At 66.6% G+C, this 15,722-nt stretch carries 15 protein-coding genes; 14 read left to right on the plus strand and 1 reads right to left on the minus strand.

Features of this window, described 5'->3' with window-relative positions; all coding sequences use genetic code 11:
* Window positions 1–9: 9 nt before the first annotated feature.
* Genes QM782_RS16660 through QM782_RS16725 form a run of 14 tightly spaced genes read left to right on the plus strand, consistent with a single transcriptional unit; the run spans window position 10 to window position 14,322 of the window.
* Window positions 10–1,263 (plus strand): NADH-quinone oxidoreductase subunit D, encoded by a 1,254-nt coding sequence (locus tag QM782_RS16660; RefSeq protein ID WP_415204017.1) that lies wholly within the window; start codon window positions 10–12, stop codon window positions 1,261–1,263.
* On the plus strand, window positions 1,260–1,802 hold the full coding sequence (gene nuoE / locus QM782_RS16665; RefSeq protein ID WP_415204018.1) for an NADH-quinone oxidoreductase subunit NuoE: 543 nt from the start codon (window positions 1,260–1,262) through the stop codon (window positions 1,800–1,802). Before QM782_RS16660 ends, nuoE begins: the two co-directional genes overlap by 4 nt.
* Window positions 1,799–3,142 carry an NADH-quinone oxidoreductase subunit NuoF gene (nuoF, locus tag QM782_RS16670; RefSeq protein WP_415204019.1) on the plus strand — a complete coding sequence of 448 codons (1,344 nt, stop codon included), beginning with the start codon at window positions 1,799–1,801 and terminating at the stop codon, window positions 3,140–3,142. The genes nuoE and nuoF overlap by 4 nt, the downstream gene beginning before the upstream one ends.
* A gap of 17 nt (window positions 3,143–3,159) precedes the next feature.
* On the plus strand, window positions 3,160–5,304 hold the full coding sequence (gene nuoG / locus QM782_RS16675; protein ID WP_415204020.1) for an NADH-quinone oxidoreductase subunit NuoG: 2,145 nt from the start codon (window positions 3,160–3,162) through the stop codon (window positions 5,302–5,304).
* A complete protein-coding gene (gene nuoH / locus QM782_RS16680) occupies window positions 5,301–6,377 on the plus strand; it encodes an NADH-quinone oxidoreductase subunit NuoH (protein WP_415204021.1) in 1,077 nt (358 codons plus the stop codon). The genes nuoG and nuoH overlap by 4 nt, the downstream gene beginning before the upstream one ends.
* 14 nt (window positions 6,378–6,391) lie before the next feature.
* Window positions 6,392–6,901 carry an NADH-quinone oxidoreductase subunit NuoI gene (gene nuoI, locus QM782_RS16685; protein WP_415204022.1) on the plus strand — a complete coding sequence of 170 codons (510 nt, stop codon included), beginning with the start codon at window positions 6,392–6,394 and terminating at the stop codon, window positions 6,899–6,901.
* A gap of 27 nt (window positions 6,902–6,928) precedes the next feature.
* Window positions 6,929–7,594: an NADH-quinone oxidoreductase subunit J gene (locus QM782_RS16690; RefSeq protein ID WP_415204023.1), complete on the plus strand. Its 666-nt coding sequence runs from the start codon at window positions 6,929–6,931 to the stop codon at window positions 7,592–7,594.
* Window positions 7,591–7,899, plus strand: coding sequence for an NADH-quinone oxidoreductase subunit NuoK (gene nuoK, locus QM782_RS16695; protein WP_415204024.1), 309 nt, complete (start codon window positions 7,591–7,593; stop codon window positions 7,897–7,899). Before QM782_RS16690 ends, nuoK begins: the two co-directional genes overlap by 4 nt.
* A gap of 28 nt (window positions 7,900–7,927) precedes the next feature.
* Window positions 7,928–9,955, plus strand: a complete 2,028-nt coding sequence (gene nuoL, locus QM782_RS16700) for an NADH-quinone oxidoreductase subunit L (protein ID WP_415204025.1) — start codon at window positions 7,928–7,930, stop codon at window positions 9,953–9,955.
* A 21-nt stretch (window positions 9,956–9,976) separates the two neighbouring features.
* The gene (locus QM782_RS16705; protein ID WP_415204026.1) at window positions 9,977–11,452 is read left to right on the plus strand and encodes an NADH-quinone oxidoreductase subunit M; all 1,476 of its coding nucleotides are present in this window, start codon (window positions 9,977–9,979) and stop codon (window positions 11,450–11,452) included.
* A gap of 21 nt (window positions 11,453–11,473) precedes the next feature.
* A complete protein-coding gene (gene nuoN / locus QM782_RS16710) occupies window positions 11,474–12,961 on the plus strand; it encodes an NADH-quinone oxidoreductase subunit NuoN (RefSeq protein ID WP_415204027.1) in 1,488 nt (495 codons plus the stop codon).
* 1 nt (window position 12,962) lies between these two features.
* Entirely contained in the window at window positions 12,963–13,286 is a 324-nt protein-coding gene (locus tag QM782_RS16715; RefSeq protein WP_415204028.1) for a DUF2818 family protein, read from the plus strand.
* Window positions 13,270–13,872, plus strand: a complete 603-nt coding sequence (locus tag QM782_RS16720) for an NUDIX domain-containing protein (protein WP_415204029.1) — start codon at window positions 13,270–13,272, stop codon at window positions 13,870–13,872. Before QM782_RS16715 ends, QM782_RS16720 begins: the two co-directional genes overlap by 17 nt.
* 9 nt (window positions 13,873–13,881) lie before the next feature.
* Window positions 13,882–14,322: a DUF1178 family protein gene (locus tag QM782_RS16725; protein ID WP_415204030.1), complete on the plus strand. Its 441-nt coding sequence runs from the start codon at window positions 13,882–13,884 to the stop codon at window positions 14,320–14,322.
* Window positions 14,323–14,325: 3 nt separating this feature from the next.
* Here QM782_RS16725 and QM782_RS16730 read toward each other — a convergent pair whose 3' ends face one another.
* Window positions 14,326–15,630 (minus strand): Glu/Leu/Phe/Val family dehydrogenase, encoded by a 1,305-nt coding sequence (locus QM782_RS16730; RefSeq protein ID WP_415204031.1) that lies wholly within the window; start codon window positions 15,628–15,630, stop codon window positions 14,326–14,328.
* Window positions 15,631–15,722: the final 92 nt, after the last annotated feature.

The following is a 15,722-nucleotide window of genomic DNA, read 5'->3' on the forward strand; positions in this document are numbered from 1 at the left end:
GGACACCCCATGGCAGAAATCAAGAACTACACCCTGAACTTCGGGCCCCAGCACCCGGCTGCGCACGGCGTGCTGCGCCTGGTGCTGGAGCTGGACGGCGAAGTCGTGCAGCGTGCCGATCCCCACATCGGCCTGCTGCACCGCGCCACCGAGAAGCTGGCCGAGAGCAAGACCTTCATCCAGTCGCTGCCCTACATGGACCGTCTCGACTACGTGTCCATGATGTGCAACGAGCACGCCTACTGCCTGGCGATCGAGAAGCTGCTGGGCATCGAGGTGCCGATCCGCGCGCAGTACATCCGCGTGATGTTCTCCGAGATCACGCGCATGCTGAACCACCTGATGTGGCTCGGCTCGCACGGCAACGACTGCGGTAGTTCCACGATCCTGATCTACGCGTTCCGCGAGCGCGAGGATCTGTTCGACATGTACGAGGCGGTGTCCGGCGCGCGCATGCACGCGGCCTATTTCCGTCCGGGCGGCGTCTACCGCGACCTGCCCGGCACCATGCCGCAGTACACGGTCAGCAAGATCAAGAACGCCAAGGCGCTGGCGCGCATGAACGAGAACCGGCAGGGCTCGCTGCTGGACTTCATCGACGACTTCACCCAGCGCTTCACGACCTACCTGGCCGAATACCATACGCTGCTGACCGACAACCGCATCTGGAAGCAGCGCACGGTCGGCATCGGCATCATGTCGCCCGAGCGGGCGCTGAACCTGGGCCTGACCGGCCCGATGCTGCGCGGCTCCGGCATCGCCTGGGACCTGCGCAAGAAGCAGCCCTACGACGTCTACGACCGCGTCGACTTCGACATCCCGGTCGGCAAGACCGGCGACTGCTACGACCGCTACCTGGTCCGCATGGAAGAGCTGGCCCAGTCCAACCGCATCATCAAGCAGTGCGTGGACTGGCTGCGTGCCAACCCCGGCCCGGTGATCACCGACAACCACAAGGTGGCGCCGCCGTCGCGCGAATCCATGAAGTCCAGCATGGAAGAGCTGATCCACCACTTCAAGCTGTTCACCGAGGGCTTCCACGTGCCCGAGGGCGACGCCTATGCCGCCGTCGAGCATCCGAAGGGCGAGTTCGGCATCTACCTGGTCAGCGACGGTGCCAACAAGCCCTACCGCCTGAAGATTCGTCCGCCCGGGTTCGTGCATCTGTCCGCACTGGACGAGATGTCGCGCGGCCACATGCTGGCCGATGCCGTTGCGATCATCGGCACCCTGGACATCGTGTTCGGAGAAATCGACCGATGAGCTCTGCTTCCCATTCCGCCCCGGCGACGCCGGCGCCTGCCCTGTCGCAGGAAACGCTGGACCGCTTCGCGCGCGAGATCGCCAAGTACCCCTACGAGGGCCGCGCCTCGGCCGTGATGGCCTGCCTGTCGATCGCGCAGCAGCAGCACGGCCACGTCTACCCCGAGCACGAGCAGGTGATCGGCGAGCTGCTGGGCATGCCGACCATCGCGGTGCGCGAGGTCACGACCTTCTACAACATGTACAACCAGCGGCCGGTCGGCCGTTTCAAGCTGAACGTCTGCACCAACCTGCCGTGCCAGCTGCGCGACGGCTACAAGGCCCTGCACCATCTCGAGAAGAAGCTCGGCGTGGCCATGGGCGAGACCACGCCCGACGGGCTGTTCACGCTGCAGCAGAGCGAGTGCCTGGGCGCCTGCGCCGACTCGCCGGTGATGCTGGTCAATGACCGCACGATGTGCAGCTTCATGAGCGACGAGAAGCTGGATCAGCTGGTCGACGGCCTGCGGGCCGCCGCCGCGCAGGAGGGCAAGGCATGAACGCCGCACAAGTGCTCGCGCAATTCGCGGCTACCGGGGTGCAGACCTGCTTCCACGGCCGCCACATCAGCCCGCAGATCTATGCCGACCTGAACGGCAGCAACTGGCGCGTGAAGGATTACGAGGCGCGTGGCGGCTACCAGGCCCTGCGCAAGATCCTGGGTGCCGACGGTGGCGAGGGCCTGACGCAGGACCAGGTCATCGCGATCGTCAAGGAGTCCGCGCTGCGCGGCCGCGGCGGCGCCGGCTTCCCGTCCGGCCTGAAGTGGAGCTTCATGCCGCGCAACTTCCCGGGGCAGAAATACCTGGTCTGCAACTCCGACGAAGGCGAGCCCGGTACCTGCAAGGACCGCGACATCCTGATGTACAACCCGCACATCGTGATCGAAGGCATGGCCATCGCGGCCTACGCCATGGGCATCACGGTGGGCTACAACTACATCCACGGCGAGATCTTCCAGGTCTACGAGCGTTTCGAGGAAGCGCTGGAGGAAGCCCGCGCGGCTGGCTACCTGGGCGACAGGATCCTCGGCAGCGGCTTCAGCTTCCAGCTGCATGCCGCGCACGGCTTCGGTGCCTACATCTGCGGCGAGGAGACCGCGCTGCTGGAATCGCTGGAAGGCAAGAAGGGCCAGCCGCGTTTCAAGCCGCCGTTCCCGGCCAGCTTCGGCCTGTACGGCAAGCCGACCACGATCAACAACACCGAGACCTTCGCGGCCGTGCCCTGGATCATCCGCAACGGCGGCCAGGCCTACCTCGAATGCGGCAAGCCCAACAACGGCGGCACCAAGATCTTCTCGGTCTCCGGCGACGTCGAGCTGCCGGGCAACTACGAGATCCCGCTGGGCACGCCGTTCACGAAGCTGCTGGAACTGGCCGGCGGCGTGCGCAAGGGGCGCACGCTCAAGGCCGTGATCCCGGGCGGCTCGTCCTCGCCGGTGCTGCCGGCCGCGATCATGAACGAGTGCACGATGGACTACGACTCCATCGCCAAGGCCGGCTCCATGCTGGGCTCGGGCGCGCTGATCGTGATGGACGACACGCGCTGCATGGTCGAGTCGCTCAAGCGCCTGTCCTACTTCTACATGCACGAGTCCTGCGGCCAGTGCACGCCCTGCCGGGAAGGCACGGGCTGGCTCTGGCGCCTGGTGGACAAGGTGCACCGCGGCGAAGGGCAGTCCAGCGACATGGATCTTCTCAACTCCGTCGCCGACAACATCCAGGGCCGCACGATCTGCGCGCTCGGCGACGCGGCGGCCATGCCGGTGCGTGCCATGATCAAGCACTTCCGGCACGAGTTCGAGGCCATGTGCAAGAAGCCGGCAACCGCGCAGGCCTGAACGAGAAGCTCCCCGATATGGTTGAAATCGAAATCGACGGCAAGAAGGTCGAGATCGCCGAAGGCAGCATGGTGATGCATGCGGCCGACAAGGCCGGCACCTACATTCCGCACTTCTGCTACCACAAGAAGCTGTCCATCGCCGCCAACTGCCGCATGTGCCTGGTGGACGTCGAGAAGGCACCCAAGCCGATGCCGGCCTGCGCCACGCCCGTGACGCAGGGCATGGTCGTGCGCACCAAGAGCGACAAGGCCGTCAAGGCCCAGAAGTCGGTCATGGAGTTCCTGCTGATCAACCACCCGCTGGACTGCCCGATCTGCGACCAGGGGGGCGAGTGCCAGCTGCAGGATCTGGCCGTGGGCTATGGCGGCTCCGCCTCGCGCTACCAGGAAGAAAAGCGCGTGGTGTTCCACAAGGACGTCGGCCCGCTGATCTCCATGGAGGAGATGAGCCGCTGCATCCACTGCACCCGCTGCGTGCGCTTCGGCCAGGAAGTGGCCGGGATCATGGAGCTGGGCATGGTCAACCGGGGCGAGCACTCGGAGATCACGACCATCGCCGGCGAGACCGTGGACTCCGAACTGTCGGGCAACATGATCGACATCTGCCCGGTCGGCGCGCTGACCAGCAAGCCGTTCCGCTACAGCGCGCGGACCTGGGAGCTGTCGCGCCGCAAGTCCATCAGCCCGCACGACTCGACCGGCGCGAACCTGATCGTGCAGGTCAAGAACCACAAGGTCATGCGCGTGGTGCCGCTGGAGAACGAGTCCGTCAACGAGTGCTGGATCGCCGACCGCGACCGCTTCTCGTACGAGGCCCTGAACGGCGACGAGCGCCTGACCCAGCCCATGCTCAAGCAGGGCGGCCAGTGGCAGGCCGTGGACTGGCAGACCGCGCTGGAGTACGTGGCCAACGGCCTCAAGCAGATCAAGGGCCAGCACGGTGCCGGCGGCATCGGCCTGCTGGCCAGCCCGCACAGCACGCTGGAGGAGCTGAGCCTGGCCGTCTCTCTGGTGCGCGGCCTGGGCAGTGACAACATCGACCACCGCCTGCGCCACGCGGAATTCGCGGTGGGCGAGGGTGTGCGCTGGCTGGGCATGCCGATCACGGCGCTGTCCACGCTGCAGCGCGTGCTGGTCGTCGGTTCCAACCTGCGCAAGGACCATCCGCTGTTCGCGCAGCGCATCCGCCAGGCCAGCCGCAAGGGCGCCAAGGTGCATGCGATCGCCTCCTGCCGCCAACTGGCCCATGCCGATGCCTGGGCCATGACGCTGGGCGCCACGCTGAAGGCCGAGGCCGGCGACTGGCTGCAGGCCCTGGCCGACGTGGCCGCCGCCGTGGCGGCGGAGAAGGGCATCGCCGCCCCGGCGGTCGGCCAGGCCAACGAGGCTGCCCAAGCCATCGCCAAGTCGCTGCTGTCCGGCGAGCGCAAGGCGGTGCTGCTGGGCAACGGTGCCGCGCACCACGCCCAGGCGTCGAGCCTGCTGGCGCTGGCGCAGTGGATCGCCGAGCAGACCGGCGCCAGCTTCGGCTACCTGACCGAAGCCGCCAACACCGTCGGCGCGCAGTTCGTCGGCGCCCAGCCCCGGGCCGATGGCCGCAACGCCGCGCAGATGCTGGCCGGCGGCCTGAAGGCGGTCGTGCTGCTGAACAACGAACCCGAGTTCGACTCTGCCGCCGGTGCGGCCGCCGCCACGGCGCTGGACGCAGCCGAGATGGTCGTCACGCTGAGCCCGTTCAAGGCCAACATGGCCTTCTCCGACGTGCTGCTACCGATCGCGCCGTTCACCGAGACTTCGGGCAGCTTCGCGAACGCCGAGGGCCGCGTGCAGAGCTTCCACGCCGTCGTGCGCCCGCTGGGCGAGACGCGTCCGGCCTGGAAGGTGCTGCGCGTACTGGGCAACATGCTGGGCCTGCCCGGCTTCGAGCAGGAGTCCTCGCAGGACGTGCTGGCCGCGCTGGGCCTCGTTCAGGCCGATGGCGTGACGCGCTTGCCGGCCGAGCGGCTGTCGAATGCGACGCGCGCCGGCATCGCCCAGCCTGCTCCGGTCGCGGCGCCCGCCGTGGCCAGCATCTACCAGTTGGACAGCCTGGTGCGCCGGGCCACGTCCTTGCAATTGACCGCGGACGCGCGGCAGGCCGAGGGAGCTTTGGCAGCATGATCGACAGCATCTACGGTTTCGGCCAGGGACTGGTCGGCGCTTCCTGGTGGGTCGGGGGCGCCTGGCCCGTGATCTGGGGTCTGATCAAGATCATCTGCGTGCTGGCGCCGCTGATGGGTGCGGTCGCCTACCTGACGCTGTGGGAGCGCAAGTTCCTCGGCTGGATCCAGGTGCGACACGGGCCCAACCGGGTTGGGCCCATGGGGCTGCTGCAGCCGATCGCCGATGCGCTGAAGCTGCTGACCAAGGAACTGATCAGCCCGTCGGCGGCGAGCGGCGGCCTGTTCCGCCTGGGGCCCATCATGGCCATCATGCCGGCGCTGGCCGCCTGGGTGGCCGTGCCGTTCGGGCCCGAGGCCGTGATCGCCAACGTGAACGCCGGGCTGCTGCTGATCATGGCCATCACCTCGATCGAGGTGTACGGCGTGATCATCGCCGGCTGGGCCTCGAACTCGAAGTACGCCTTCCTGGGCGCGCTGCGCGCATCGGCCCAGATGGTCAGCTACGAGATCGCCATGGGCTTCTGCCTGGTGATCGTGATCATGGTCTCGGGCAGCCTGCACCTGGGCGAGATCGTGGCCGCGCAGGCCAAGGGCATCGGTGTCAATGCCGGCCTGGACTTCCTGTCCTGGAACTGGCTGCCGCTGCTGCCGATCTTCCTGGTCTACCTGATCTCCGGCGTGGCCGAGACCAACCGCCACCCGTTCGACGTGGTGGAAGGCGAGGCCGAGATCGTGGCCGGCCACATGGTCGAGTACTCCGGCATGGGCTTCGCGATCTTCTTCCTGGCCGAGTACGCCAGCATGTGGCTGGTGTCGATCCTGGCCGTGCTGATGTTCCTGGGCGGCTGGCTACCGCCGTTCGCCTTCCTCGACTTCATTCCGGGCTGGATCTGGCTGGGCCTGAAGACCTTCTTCGTGGTCTCGCTGTTCATCTGGATCCGCGGCACCTTCCCGCGCTTCCGCTACGACCAGATCATGCGTCTGGGCTGGAAGATCTTCATTCCGGTGACCCTGGTGTGGCTGCTGCTGGTCGGCGGCTGGATGCAGACGTCCTGGAACATCTGGAAATAAGCGGAGACCCCACGATGACCACCGCAACCGCTTCCACCTTTTCCGTCAAGGACTTCCTGAAGAGCTTCATGCTGACGGAGCTGTTCAAGGGCATGGTCCTGACCGGCCGCTACGCCTTGCGCCGCAAGGTCACGGTGCAATTCCCCGAGGAGAAGACGCCGCTGTCGCCGCGCTTCCGCGGCCTGCACGCGCTGCGCCGCTACGAGAACGGCGAGGAACGCTGCATCGCCTGCAAGCTGTGCGAGGCCGTGTGCCCGGCCATGGCGATCACGATCGAGTCCGACGTGCGCGAGGACGGCTCGCGCCGCACCACGCGCTACGACATCGACCTGACTAAGTGCATCTTCTGCGGCTTCTGCGAGGAAAGCTGCCCGGTCGACTCCATCGTCGAGACCCACATCCTCGAATACCACGGCGAGAAGCGCGGCGACCTGTACTTCACCAAGGACATGCTGCTGGCCGTGGGCGACCGCTACGAGAAAGAGATCGCGGCGGCCAAGGCGGCCGACGCCCCGTACCGCTGAGCGGCCAGTTCGACTTAGAAAAATTCCATGGACGTCAAGACTGGCTTCTTCTATCTGTTTTCGCTCGTGCTGCTGTTCGCGGCGTTCCGGGTGATCACCTCGCGCAATCCGGTGCATGCGGTGCTGTACCTGATCCTCGCGTTCTCGCAGGCCGCCGCCATCTGGCTGCTGCTGCAGGCCGAGTTCCTGGCCATCGTGCTGGTGCTGGTGTACCTCGGCGCGGTGCTGGTGCTGTTCCTGTTCGTCGTGATGATGCTGGACATCGACATCGAGGACATGCGGCGCGGGTTCTGGCGGCATTTCCCGCTGGCCGCGACCATCGGCGCGCTGGTCGCGCTGGAAATGGCCGCCGTGCTGATGGGCGGATTCCGCGTGAGCGAGGAGTCGCGCAACCTGGCCGGTGCCGCCGCTCCCGCGGCCGCGCAGGTCTCGAACACCAAGGCGCTGGGCATCCTGCTCTACACCGAATACCTGTATCCGATCCAGATCGCCGCCGTGATCCTGCTGGTGGCGATGATCGCCGCGATCGCGCTGACGCTGCGTGGCCGCAAGGACACCCGCAACGTGCGCCCCGAGGACCAGGTCCACGTGCGTGCTGCCGACCGCGTGGCCATGGTCAAGATGGATCCCACGCGGCCCGCGCCCCCGCCCGCCCCGCCGGCGGCGGCTGCAGCCGAGGAGAAGAAGGCATGACGCTCAGTCTCGGTCATTTCCTGTCGCTGGGGGCGTTGCTGTTCGCGCTGTCGGTCATCGGCATCTTCCTGAACCGCAAGAACCTGATCGTGCTGCTGATGGCGATTGAGCTGATGCTGCTCGCCGTCAACATGAACTTCGTGGCGTTCTCGTACTACCTGAACGACATGCACGGCCAGATCTTCGTGTTCTTCATCCTGACCGTCGCCGCGGCCGAATCGGCCATCGGCCTGGCCATCCTGGTGCTGTTGTTCCGCAACCGGTCCAGCATCAACGTGGACGAACTCAACACGCTCAAGGGCTGAGCCCCGCCAGCTCCACCACAAGAACGACATGAGTCAAACCCTCTCCGCCGCCACACTGCTGGCCGTGCCGCTGGCGCCGCTCGTCGGTTCCGGTCTGGCCGGCATTCTGGGCACCGCCTTCGGCGGCAACCGCATCGGCCGCCGCGCCAGCCACAGCCTGACCATCCTCGGCGTGCTGATCGCCTTCGTCATCTCGGCGATGACGCTCAAGAGCGTCGCGCTGGACGGCGCGCGCTTCAACGAGACGCTCTACACCTGGATGGTGGTCGGCGGCCTGAAGATGGAAGTCGGCTTCCTGGTCGACGGCCTCACGGCCATGATGATGTGCGTGGTGACCTTCGTGTCGCTGATGGTGCACATCTACACCATCGGCTACATGGAGGAGGACGAGGGCTACAACCGCTTCTTCGCCTACATCTCGCTGTTCACGTTCTCGATGCTGATGCTCGTGATGAGCAACAACATGCTGCAGCTGTTCTTCGGCTGGGAGGCCGTGGGCCTGGTGTCCTACCTGCTGATCGGCTTCTGGTTCAACCGGCCGACGGCGATCTTCGCGAACATGAAGGCCTTCCTGGTCAACCGGGTCGGCGACTTCGGCTTCATCCTGGGCATCGGCCTGATCGCGGCCTACGCCGGCACGCTGAACTACACGGAGACCTTCGCCAAGGCCGGCGAGTTGGCGCAGATCGGCTTTCCGGGCACCGACTGGATGCTGATCACCGTGATCTGCATCTGCCTGTTCATCGGCGCCATGGGCAAGAGCGCGCAGTTCCCGCTGCACGTGTGGCTGCCCGATTCCATGGAAGGCCCGACGCCGATCTCGGCGCTGATCCACGCCGCCACCATGGTGACGGCGGGCATCTTCATGGTCGCGCGCATGTCGCCGCTGTTCGAGCTGTCGGACACCGCGTTGAATTTCATACTCGTGATCGGTTCCATCACGGCGCTGTTCATGGGCTTCCTGGGCATCATCCAGAACGATATCAAGCGCGTGGTCGCGTACTCCACGCTGTCGCAGCTGGGCTACATGACGGTCGCGCTGGGCGCTTCGGCCTACTCGGTCGCGGTGTTCCACCTGATGACGCACGCCTTCTTCAAGGCCCTGCTGTTCCTGGGCGCCGGCTCGGTCATCATGGGCGCGCACCACAACCAGGACATCCGCTGGATGGGGGGTATGCGCAAGTACATGCCCATCACCTGGATCACCTCGCTGCTGGGTTCGCTGGCGCTGATCGGCACGCCGCTGTTTTCGGGCTTCTATTCCAAGGACAGCATCATCATCGCCACGCACGCCAGCCACCTGCCGGGCGCGGGCTTCGCCCAGTTCGCCGTCATGGCCGGCGTCTTTGTCACGGCGTTCTATTCGTTCCGCATGTACTTCCTGGTGTTCCACGGCAAGGAGCGCTTCGATCAGAACCCGGACGCGCACCACGACGACCACCACGGCCACGACGACCACCACGGCCATGACCACAAGCCACACGAGTCGCCCTGGGTCGTGACCGTGCCGCTGATCCTGCTGGCCATCCCGTCGGTGGTGATCGGCTACCTGACGATCGGCCCGATGCTGTTCGGCGACTTCTTCAAGGATTCGATCTTCGTCAACGGCTCGCTGCACCATGCGATGGCCGAACTGGCCGAGGAATACCACGGCCCCGTCGCCATGGCCCTGCACGGCCTGCAGACCGCGCCGTTCTGGCTGGCGCTGGCCGGCGTGGTCCTGTCGTACTACATGTACATGGTCAACCCGGCGCTGCCGGCGGCGATCAAGAAGGCTGCCGGCCCGATCTACCGCCTGCTCGAGAACAAGTACTACATGGACTGGATCAACGAGAACATCCTGGCGCGCGGCGCGCGCGGGCTGGGCATCGGCCTGTGGAAGGGCGGCGACCAGGCCGTGATCGACGGCGCGGTGGTCAACGGCTCGTGGAAGCTCGTCGGCTGGATCGCCAGCGCGGTGCGCCGCGTGCAGACCGGCTTCCTCTACCACTACGCGCTGGTCATGATCCTCGGCATCTTCGTGCTGATGACCTATTTCGTCTGGTTCAACAAGTAAGGCTCGGGGAGAACAAGAAAAATGGGATTGTTGAGCCTTGCGATCTGGACGCCGATCTTCTTCGGCGCCGTGCTGCTGGCCCTGGGCAGGGACGAACATGCGCGCGCCGTGCGCTGGATCGCGCTGATCGGCGCCGTCGTCAGCCTGCTGGTCACTCTGCCGCTGTACAGCGGTTTCGACAACGCGACGGCGGCCATGCAGTTCGTCGAGAAGGCGCCGTGGATCGAGCGCTTCAACGTGAACTACCACCTGGGCGTGGATGGCATCTCGTTCTGGTTCGTGCTGCTGACGGCCTTCATCACGGTCATCGTGGTGATCGCCGGCTGGGAGGTCATCACCTCGCGCGTGAACCAGTACATGGGTGCGTTCCTGATCCTGTCGGGCCTGATGATCGGCGTGTTCGCGGCCCTGGACGGCCTGCTGTTCTACGTGTTCTTCGAGGCCACGCTGATCCCGATGTACCTGATCATCGGCATCTGGGGCGGCCCGAACAAGATCTACGCGGCGTTCAAGTTCTTCCTGTACACGTTGCTGGGTTCGCTGTTGCTGCTGATCGCGCTGATCTACCTGTATGTCCACGCGGGCGGCAGCTTCGACATCCTGACTTGGCACGACCTGCCGCTGTCGCGCACGGCGCAGACGCTGCTGTTCTTCGGCTTCTTCGCGGCCTTCGCGGTCAAGGTGCCGATGTGGCCGGTCCACACCTGGTTGCCGGACGTGCACGTGGAAGCGCCCACCGGCGGTTCCGCGGTGCTGGCGGCCATCATGCTGAAGCTCGGAGCCTACGGCTTCCTGCGCTTCTCGATGCCGATCGCGCCCGACGCGGCGCACGAGTGGGCCTGGCTGATGATCACGCTGTCGCTGGTCGCCGTGGTCTACGTGGGCCTGGTGGCGATGGTGCAGCAGGACATGAAGAAGCTGGTCGCCTACTCGTCGGTGGCGCACATGGGCTTCGTGACGCTGGGCTTCTTCATCTTCAACGACCTGGGCGTGTCCGGCGGGCTGGTGCAGATGATCGCGCACGGCTTCGTCTCGGGCGCGATGTTCCTGTGCATCGGCGTGCTGTACGACCGTGTGCATTCGCGCGACATCGCGGCCTACGGCGGCGTGGTCAACACCATGCCCAAGTTCGCGGCCTTTGCGCTGCTGTTCTCGATGGCCAACTGCGGCCTGCCGGGCACGGCCGGTTTCGTCGGCGAGTGGATGGTGATCCTGGCGGCGGTGCGCGCCAACTTCTGGATCGGCCTGATCTCGGCCACGGCGCTGATCCTCGGCGCTGCGTACACGCTGTGGATGTTCAAGCGCGTCTACCTGGGCGCCGTCGCCAACGACGACGTGAAGGCATTGCAGGACATCAACAGCCGCGAATTCCTGATGCTGGCGCTGCTGGCGATCGCCGTGCTGGCGATGGGCGTCTATCCCAAGCCGTTCACCGACGTCATGGACGTCTCGGTGGCCGAACTGCTCAAGCACGTCGCGGTGTCCAAGCTGAACTGAGCAGCGCAGGAAAACGAGAACATGATGGACAAAATCAGCTGGATCACCGTCTACCCCGAAATCGTGCTGCTGGTCATGGCCTGCGTGATCGCGCTGGTCGACCTCGCCGTCAGGAGCCCGCGCCGCACGGCCACCTATGTGCTGACGCTGCTGTCGCTGGCCGTCGTCGCCGTGCTGCAGGCGGTCTACGCCACCGGCAACACCACGCTGTACGGCTTCGGCAACATGGTCGTCAGCGACCCCATGGGCAACTGGCTCAAGTGCTTCGCGACCGTCGCCATGATGGTCACGCTGGTCTATGCGCGCCCCTATTCCGGCGACCGCGGCATGCTGCGCGGCGGTGAACTGTTCACGTTGTCCATGCTGGCGCTGCTGGGCATGTCGGTGATGATCTCCGGCAACAACTTCCTGGTCCTGTACATGGGCCTGGAACTGCTCACGCTGTCCAGCTACGCGCTGGTGGCGCTGCGCCGTGACAGCGCCCTCGCCAGCGAGGCGGCCATGAAGTACTTCGTGCTGGGCGCGATGGCCTCGGGCTTCCTGCTGTACGGCCTGTCGATGATGTACGGCGCCACCGGTTCGCTGGACATCGGCGAAGTGTTCAAGGCCGTGGCCTCGGGCCAGGTGCAGCACCAGGTGCTGGTGTTCGGCCTGGTGTTCATCGTGGCCGGCCTGGCGTTCAAGTTCGGCGTCGTGCCGTTCCACATGTGGGTGCCCGACGTCTACCAGGGCGCGCCGACCGCGACCACGCTGCTGATCGCCGGCGCCCCCAAGCTGGCCGCGTTCGGCATGGCGATCCGCCTGCTGGTCGAAGGCTTGCTGCCGCTGGCGATCGACTGGCAGCAGATGCTGGTCGTGCTGGCCGTGGCGTCGCTGCTGATCGGCAACCTGGCCGCCGTGATGCAGCGCAACCTCAAGCGCATGCTGGCCTACTCGACGATCTCGCAGATGGGCTTCGTGCTGCTGGGCCTGCTGGCCGGCGTGGTCAACGGCAACACCTTGTCGGCCGCCAACGCCTACAGCTCGGCGATGTTCTACGTCGTCACCTACGTGCTGACCACGCTGGCCAGCTTCGGCGTGCTGCTGCTGCTGGCGCGCGAGGGTTTCGAGAGCGACGAGGTCGCCGACCTGGCCGGCCTGAACCAGCGCAGCCCGCTGTACGCCGGCGTCATGGCGATCTGCATGTTCTCGCTGGCCGGCATCCCGCCGATGGTCGGCTTCTATGCCAAGCTGTCGGTGCTGCAGGCGCTGGTCGCTTCCGGCGATGCCTTCCACATCGGCCTGGCGGTGTTCGCGGTGATCATGTCGCTGATCGGTGCGTTCTACTACCTGCGGGTCATCAAGGTCATGTACTTCGATGCGCCGATCACCGCCAGCACCGTGTCCGCGCCGCTGGACGTGCGGGCCGTGCTGTCCGTCAACGGCGCCCTGGTGCTGATCCTGGGCATCGTGCCCGGCGGGCTGATGGCCCTGTGCGCCCAGGCCATCGTGCTGACGCTGGGCACCTGAGTTGGCGCCGGATGCGGCGGTCTGGCTGGTGATCCTGGCGGCCGTGGCGGCCGCCAACCTGCCGTTCCTGTCACAGCGCCTGTTCCTCGTCGTGCGCCTGAGCGGCGGCAAGTCGCTGGCCCTGCGGCTGCTGGAGCTGCTGGTCTATTACTTCCTGGTCGGTGCCCTCGGCCTGCTGCTGGAGCGCAACGCCGGCCGCATCGCGCCACAGGGCTGGGAGTTCTACGCCGTGACCGGCGCGCTGTTCCTGACGCTGGCGTTCCCGGGCTTCGTCTGGCGCTATCTGTTCAAGCACCGCAGGAGGGGCCATGGAACCGCGGGATGACGCGCGCTTGATCGAGCAGACCACGCGACGCGAGGAATTGCTGCGCGGCCGCTTCCTGCACGTGCTGCGCGACACGGTGCGCCTGCCCGATGGCGGCAGCGACACGCGCGAGTTCGTCGTGCATCCCGGCGCCGTGATGGTGGTGCCGCTGCTGGACGACGGCCGGCTGGTGCTGGAGCGCCAGTACCGCCATCCGATGGGCCGCGTGATGATCGAGTTTCCGGCCGGCAAGCTCGATCCGGGCGAGGACGCCTGGACCTGCGGCCGCCGCGAGCTGCGGGAGGAAACCGGCTATGTCGCGCGTGAATGGGCGCGCGCCGGCGTGCTGCACCCGGTGATCTCGTACTCCACCGAATTCATCGAGATCTGGTTCGCGCGCGGCCTGGCCCTGCAGCAGCGCCAGCTCGATGCCGGCGAGTTCCTGGAAGTCTTCAGCGCCAGCCTGGACGAGTTGCTGGCCTGGTGCCGCGACGGCCTGGTGACGGACGCCAAGACGCTGTCGGCCGCGCTGTGGCTGCAGAACCTGCGCAGCGGCGCCTGGTCTTTGCAATGGCAGGCCAGCCCTGATGCCGTCCAGCCCGGATAATCGGGTCCCATGAAAGTCCTGGACCTGCAGTGCGCCCACGGCCACGGCTTCGAAGGCTGGTTCGGCTCGGAGGACGATTTCCAGTCGCAGCTGGCGCGGCAACTCGTGGAGTGCCCGATCTGCGGCGATACGGCCGTGCTCAAGAAGCTGTCGGCGCCGCGCCTGAACCTGGGGGCTGCGGTGCCCGAGGCGGCGCCCGGGCGCGAGGTCGCCGCGGTGGACGCGAAGCTGCAGGCCGCCTGGATGAAGATGGTGCGCCACGTGGTCGAGAACACCGAGGACGTGGGCGGCCAGTTCGCCGAGGAGGCCCGCCGCATCCACTACGGCGAGGCGGCCGAGCGCAACATCCGCGGCCAGGCCTCGCGCGAGGAGACCGAGGCCTTGCTGGAAGAGGGCATCGCCGTGTTGCCGCTGCCGATGCCCAAGGCCCTCAAGGGGCCGGTGCAGTAGCCGTCAGGGGTACAGGCCGCGCAGTTCGCGCGCCTGCAGGATGCGCTGGCAGGCCACGATGAAGGTGGCCGTGCGCAGGCTGACCTGGTGCTGCTGCGCCACCTGCCAGACACCCGCGAAGGCGTGCTGCATCACGCGTACCAGGCGCTTGTTGATCTCGTCCTCGTCCCAGAAGAACGACGAGAAGTCCTGCACCCACTCGAAGTAGCTGACCGTCACGCCGCCGGCGTTGGCGATCACGTCGGGCACGACCAGCACGTTGCGGTCGTGCAGGATGTCGTCGGCCTCCGGCGTGGTCGGGCCGTTGGCGCCCTCGATGACCATGCGGGCCTGGATGCGGTGCGCGTTGGCCTGGGTGATCTGCTGCTCCAGCGCGGCGGGGATCAGGATGTCGCAGGGCACGTCCCAGAACTTGTCGGCCGCCAGCGGCTCGGCGTGCTCGAAGCCGGCCACCGAGCCGTTCTCGGCCACGTGCCTGAGCAGCGCGGGCACGTCCAGCCCGGCCTCGCGGTAGACCGCGCCGCCATGGTCCTGCACGGCGACGATGCGCGCGCCGGCCTCGGCGAACAGCTTGGCCGCGATGCCGCCCACGTTGCCGAAGCCCTGTACCGCCACGCGCGCCGTGGACACGTCCAGGCCGATGTTCTTCGCCGCCTCCAGGCCGACCGTGAACACGCCGCGGCCGGTGGCCTCGCGCCGCCCGAGGGAGCCGCCCAGGTCCACCGGCTTGCCGGTCACGACGCCGGTGGCCGTGGCGCCCTGGTTCATGGAGTAGGTGTCCATCATCCAGGCCATGATCTGGTCGTTGGTGTTCACGTCCGGCGCCGGGATGTCCTTGGACGGGCCGATGATGATGCCGATCTCGCTGGTGTAGCGGCGCGTCATGCGCTCCAGCTCGCCGCGCGACAGCGTCTTCGGATCGACGCGGATGCCGCCCTTGGCGCCGCCGTAGGGCACGTTCACCGCAGCGTTCTTGACCGACATCCAGGCCGACAGCGCCATCACCTCGGACAGCGTCACGTCCTGGTGGAAGCGCACGCCGCCCTTGCCCGGGCCGCGCGAGGTGTTGTGCTGCACGCGGTAGCCCTCGAAGTGCGCCACGGTGCCGTCGTCCAGGTGGATCGGCACGTCCACGATCAGGATGCGCTTGGGGCGCTTGAGCGTCTCGACCCAGCGCGCCAGGTTGCCCAGATAGGGCTCCACGCGGTCCACCTGCTGCAGGAAGATGCCCCAGGGGCCGAGATGGTCGGCCTGCAGGTACGAGGGCAGTGCATGGGCGGTGGGCGACGGGCCCGAGGACTTGGCCATGAAGCGGCTCCAGTTGTGAAGAAGACCGCAAGCTTAGGCGGGCGGCCCCTGCCTTGTCCAAGCCGCGCTGGGGGTGCTTCAGGCTTTATGCG

The organism is Pseudorhodoferax sp. (assembly GCF_047601025.1).
Taxonomy (GTDB): domain Bacteria; phylum Pseudomonadota; class Gammaproteobacteria; order Burkholderiales; family Burkholderiaceae_C; genus Pseudorhodoferax.

Bases quoted from the DNA above. Each gene is read 5' to 3' on its own strand.
- QM782_RS16660 (WP_415204017.1), top strand. From the start codon at position 10: ATGGCAGAAATCAAGAACTACACCCTGAACTTCGGGCCCCAGCACCCG.
- nuoE (WP_415204018.1), top strand. From the start codon at position 1,260: ATGAGCTCTGCTTCCCATTCCGCCCCGGCGACGCCGGCGCCTGCCCTG.
- nuoF (WP_415204019.1), top strand. From the start codon at position 1,799: ATGAACGCCGCACAAGTGCTCGCGCAATTCGCGGCTACCGGGGTGCAG.
- nuoG (WP_415204020.1), top strand. From the start codon at position 3,160: ATGGTTGAAATCGAAATCGACGGCAAGAAGGTCGAGATCGCCGAAGGC.
- nuoH (WP_415204021.1), top strand. From the start codon at position 5,301: ATGATCGACAGCATCTACGGTTTCGGCCAGGGACTGGTCGGCGCTTCC.
- nuoI (WP_415204022.1), top strand. From the start codon at position 6,392: ATGACCACCGCAACCGCTTCCACCTTTTCCGTCAAGGACTTCCTGAAG.
- QM782_RS16690 (WP_415204023.1), top strand. From the start codon at position 6,929: ATGGACGTCAAGACTGGCTTCTTCTATCTGTTTTCGCTCGTGCTGCTG.
- nuoK (WP_415204024.1), top strand. From the start codon at position 7,591: ATGACGCTCAGTCTCGGTCATTTCCTGTCGCTGGGGGCGTTGCTGTTC.
- nuoL (WP_415204025.1), top strand. From the start codon at position 7,928: ATGAGTCAAACCCTCTCCGCCGCCACACTGCTGGCCGTGCCGCTGGCG.
- QM782_RS16705 (WP_415204026.1), top strand. From the start codon at position 9,977: ATGGGATTGTTGAGCCTTGCGATCTGGACGCCGATCTTCTTCGGCGCC.
- nuoN (WP_415204027.1), top strand. From the start codon at position 11,474: ATGATGGACAAAATCAGCTGGATCACCGTCTACCCCGAAATCGTGCTG.
- QM782_RS16720 (WP_415204029.1), top strand. From the start codon at position 13,270: ATGGAACCGCGGGATGACGCGCGCTTGATCGAGCAGACCACGCGACGC.
- QM782_RS16725 (WP_415204030.1), top strand. From the start codon at position 13,882: ATGAAAGTCCTGGACCTGCAGTGCGCCCACGGCCACGGCTTCGAAGGC.
- QM782_RS16730 (WP_415204031.1), bottom strand. From the start codon at position 15,630: ATGGCCAAGTCCTCGGGCCCGTCGCCCACCGCCCATGCACTGCCCTCG.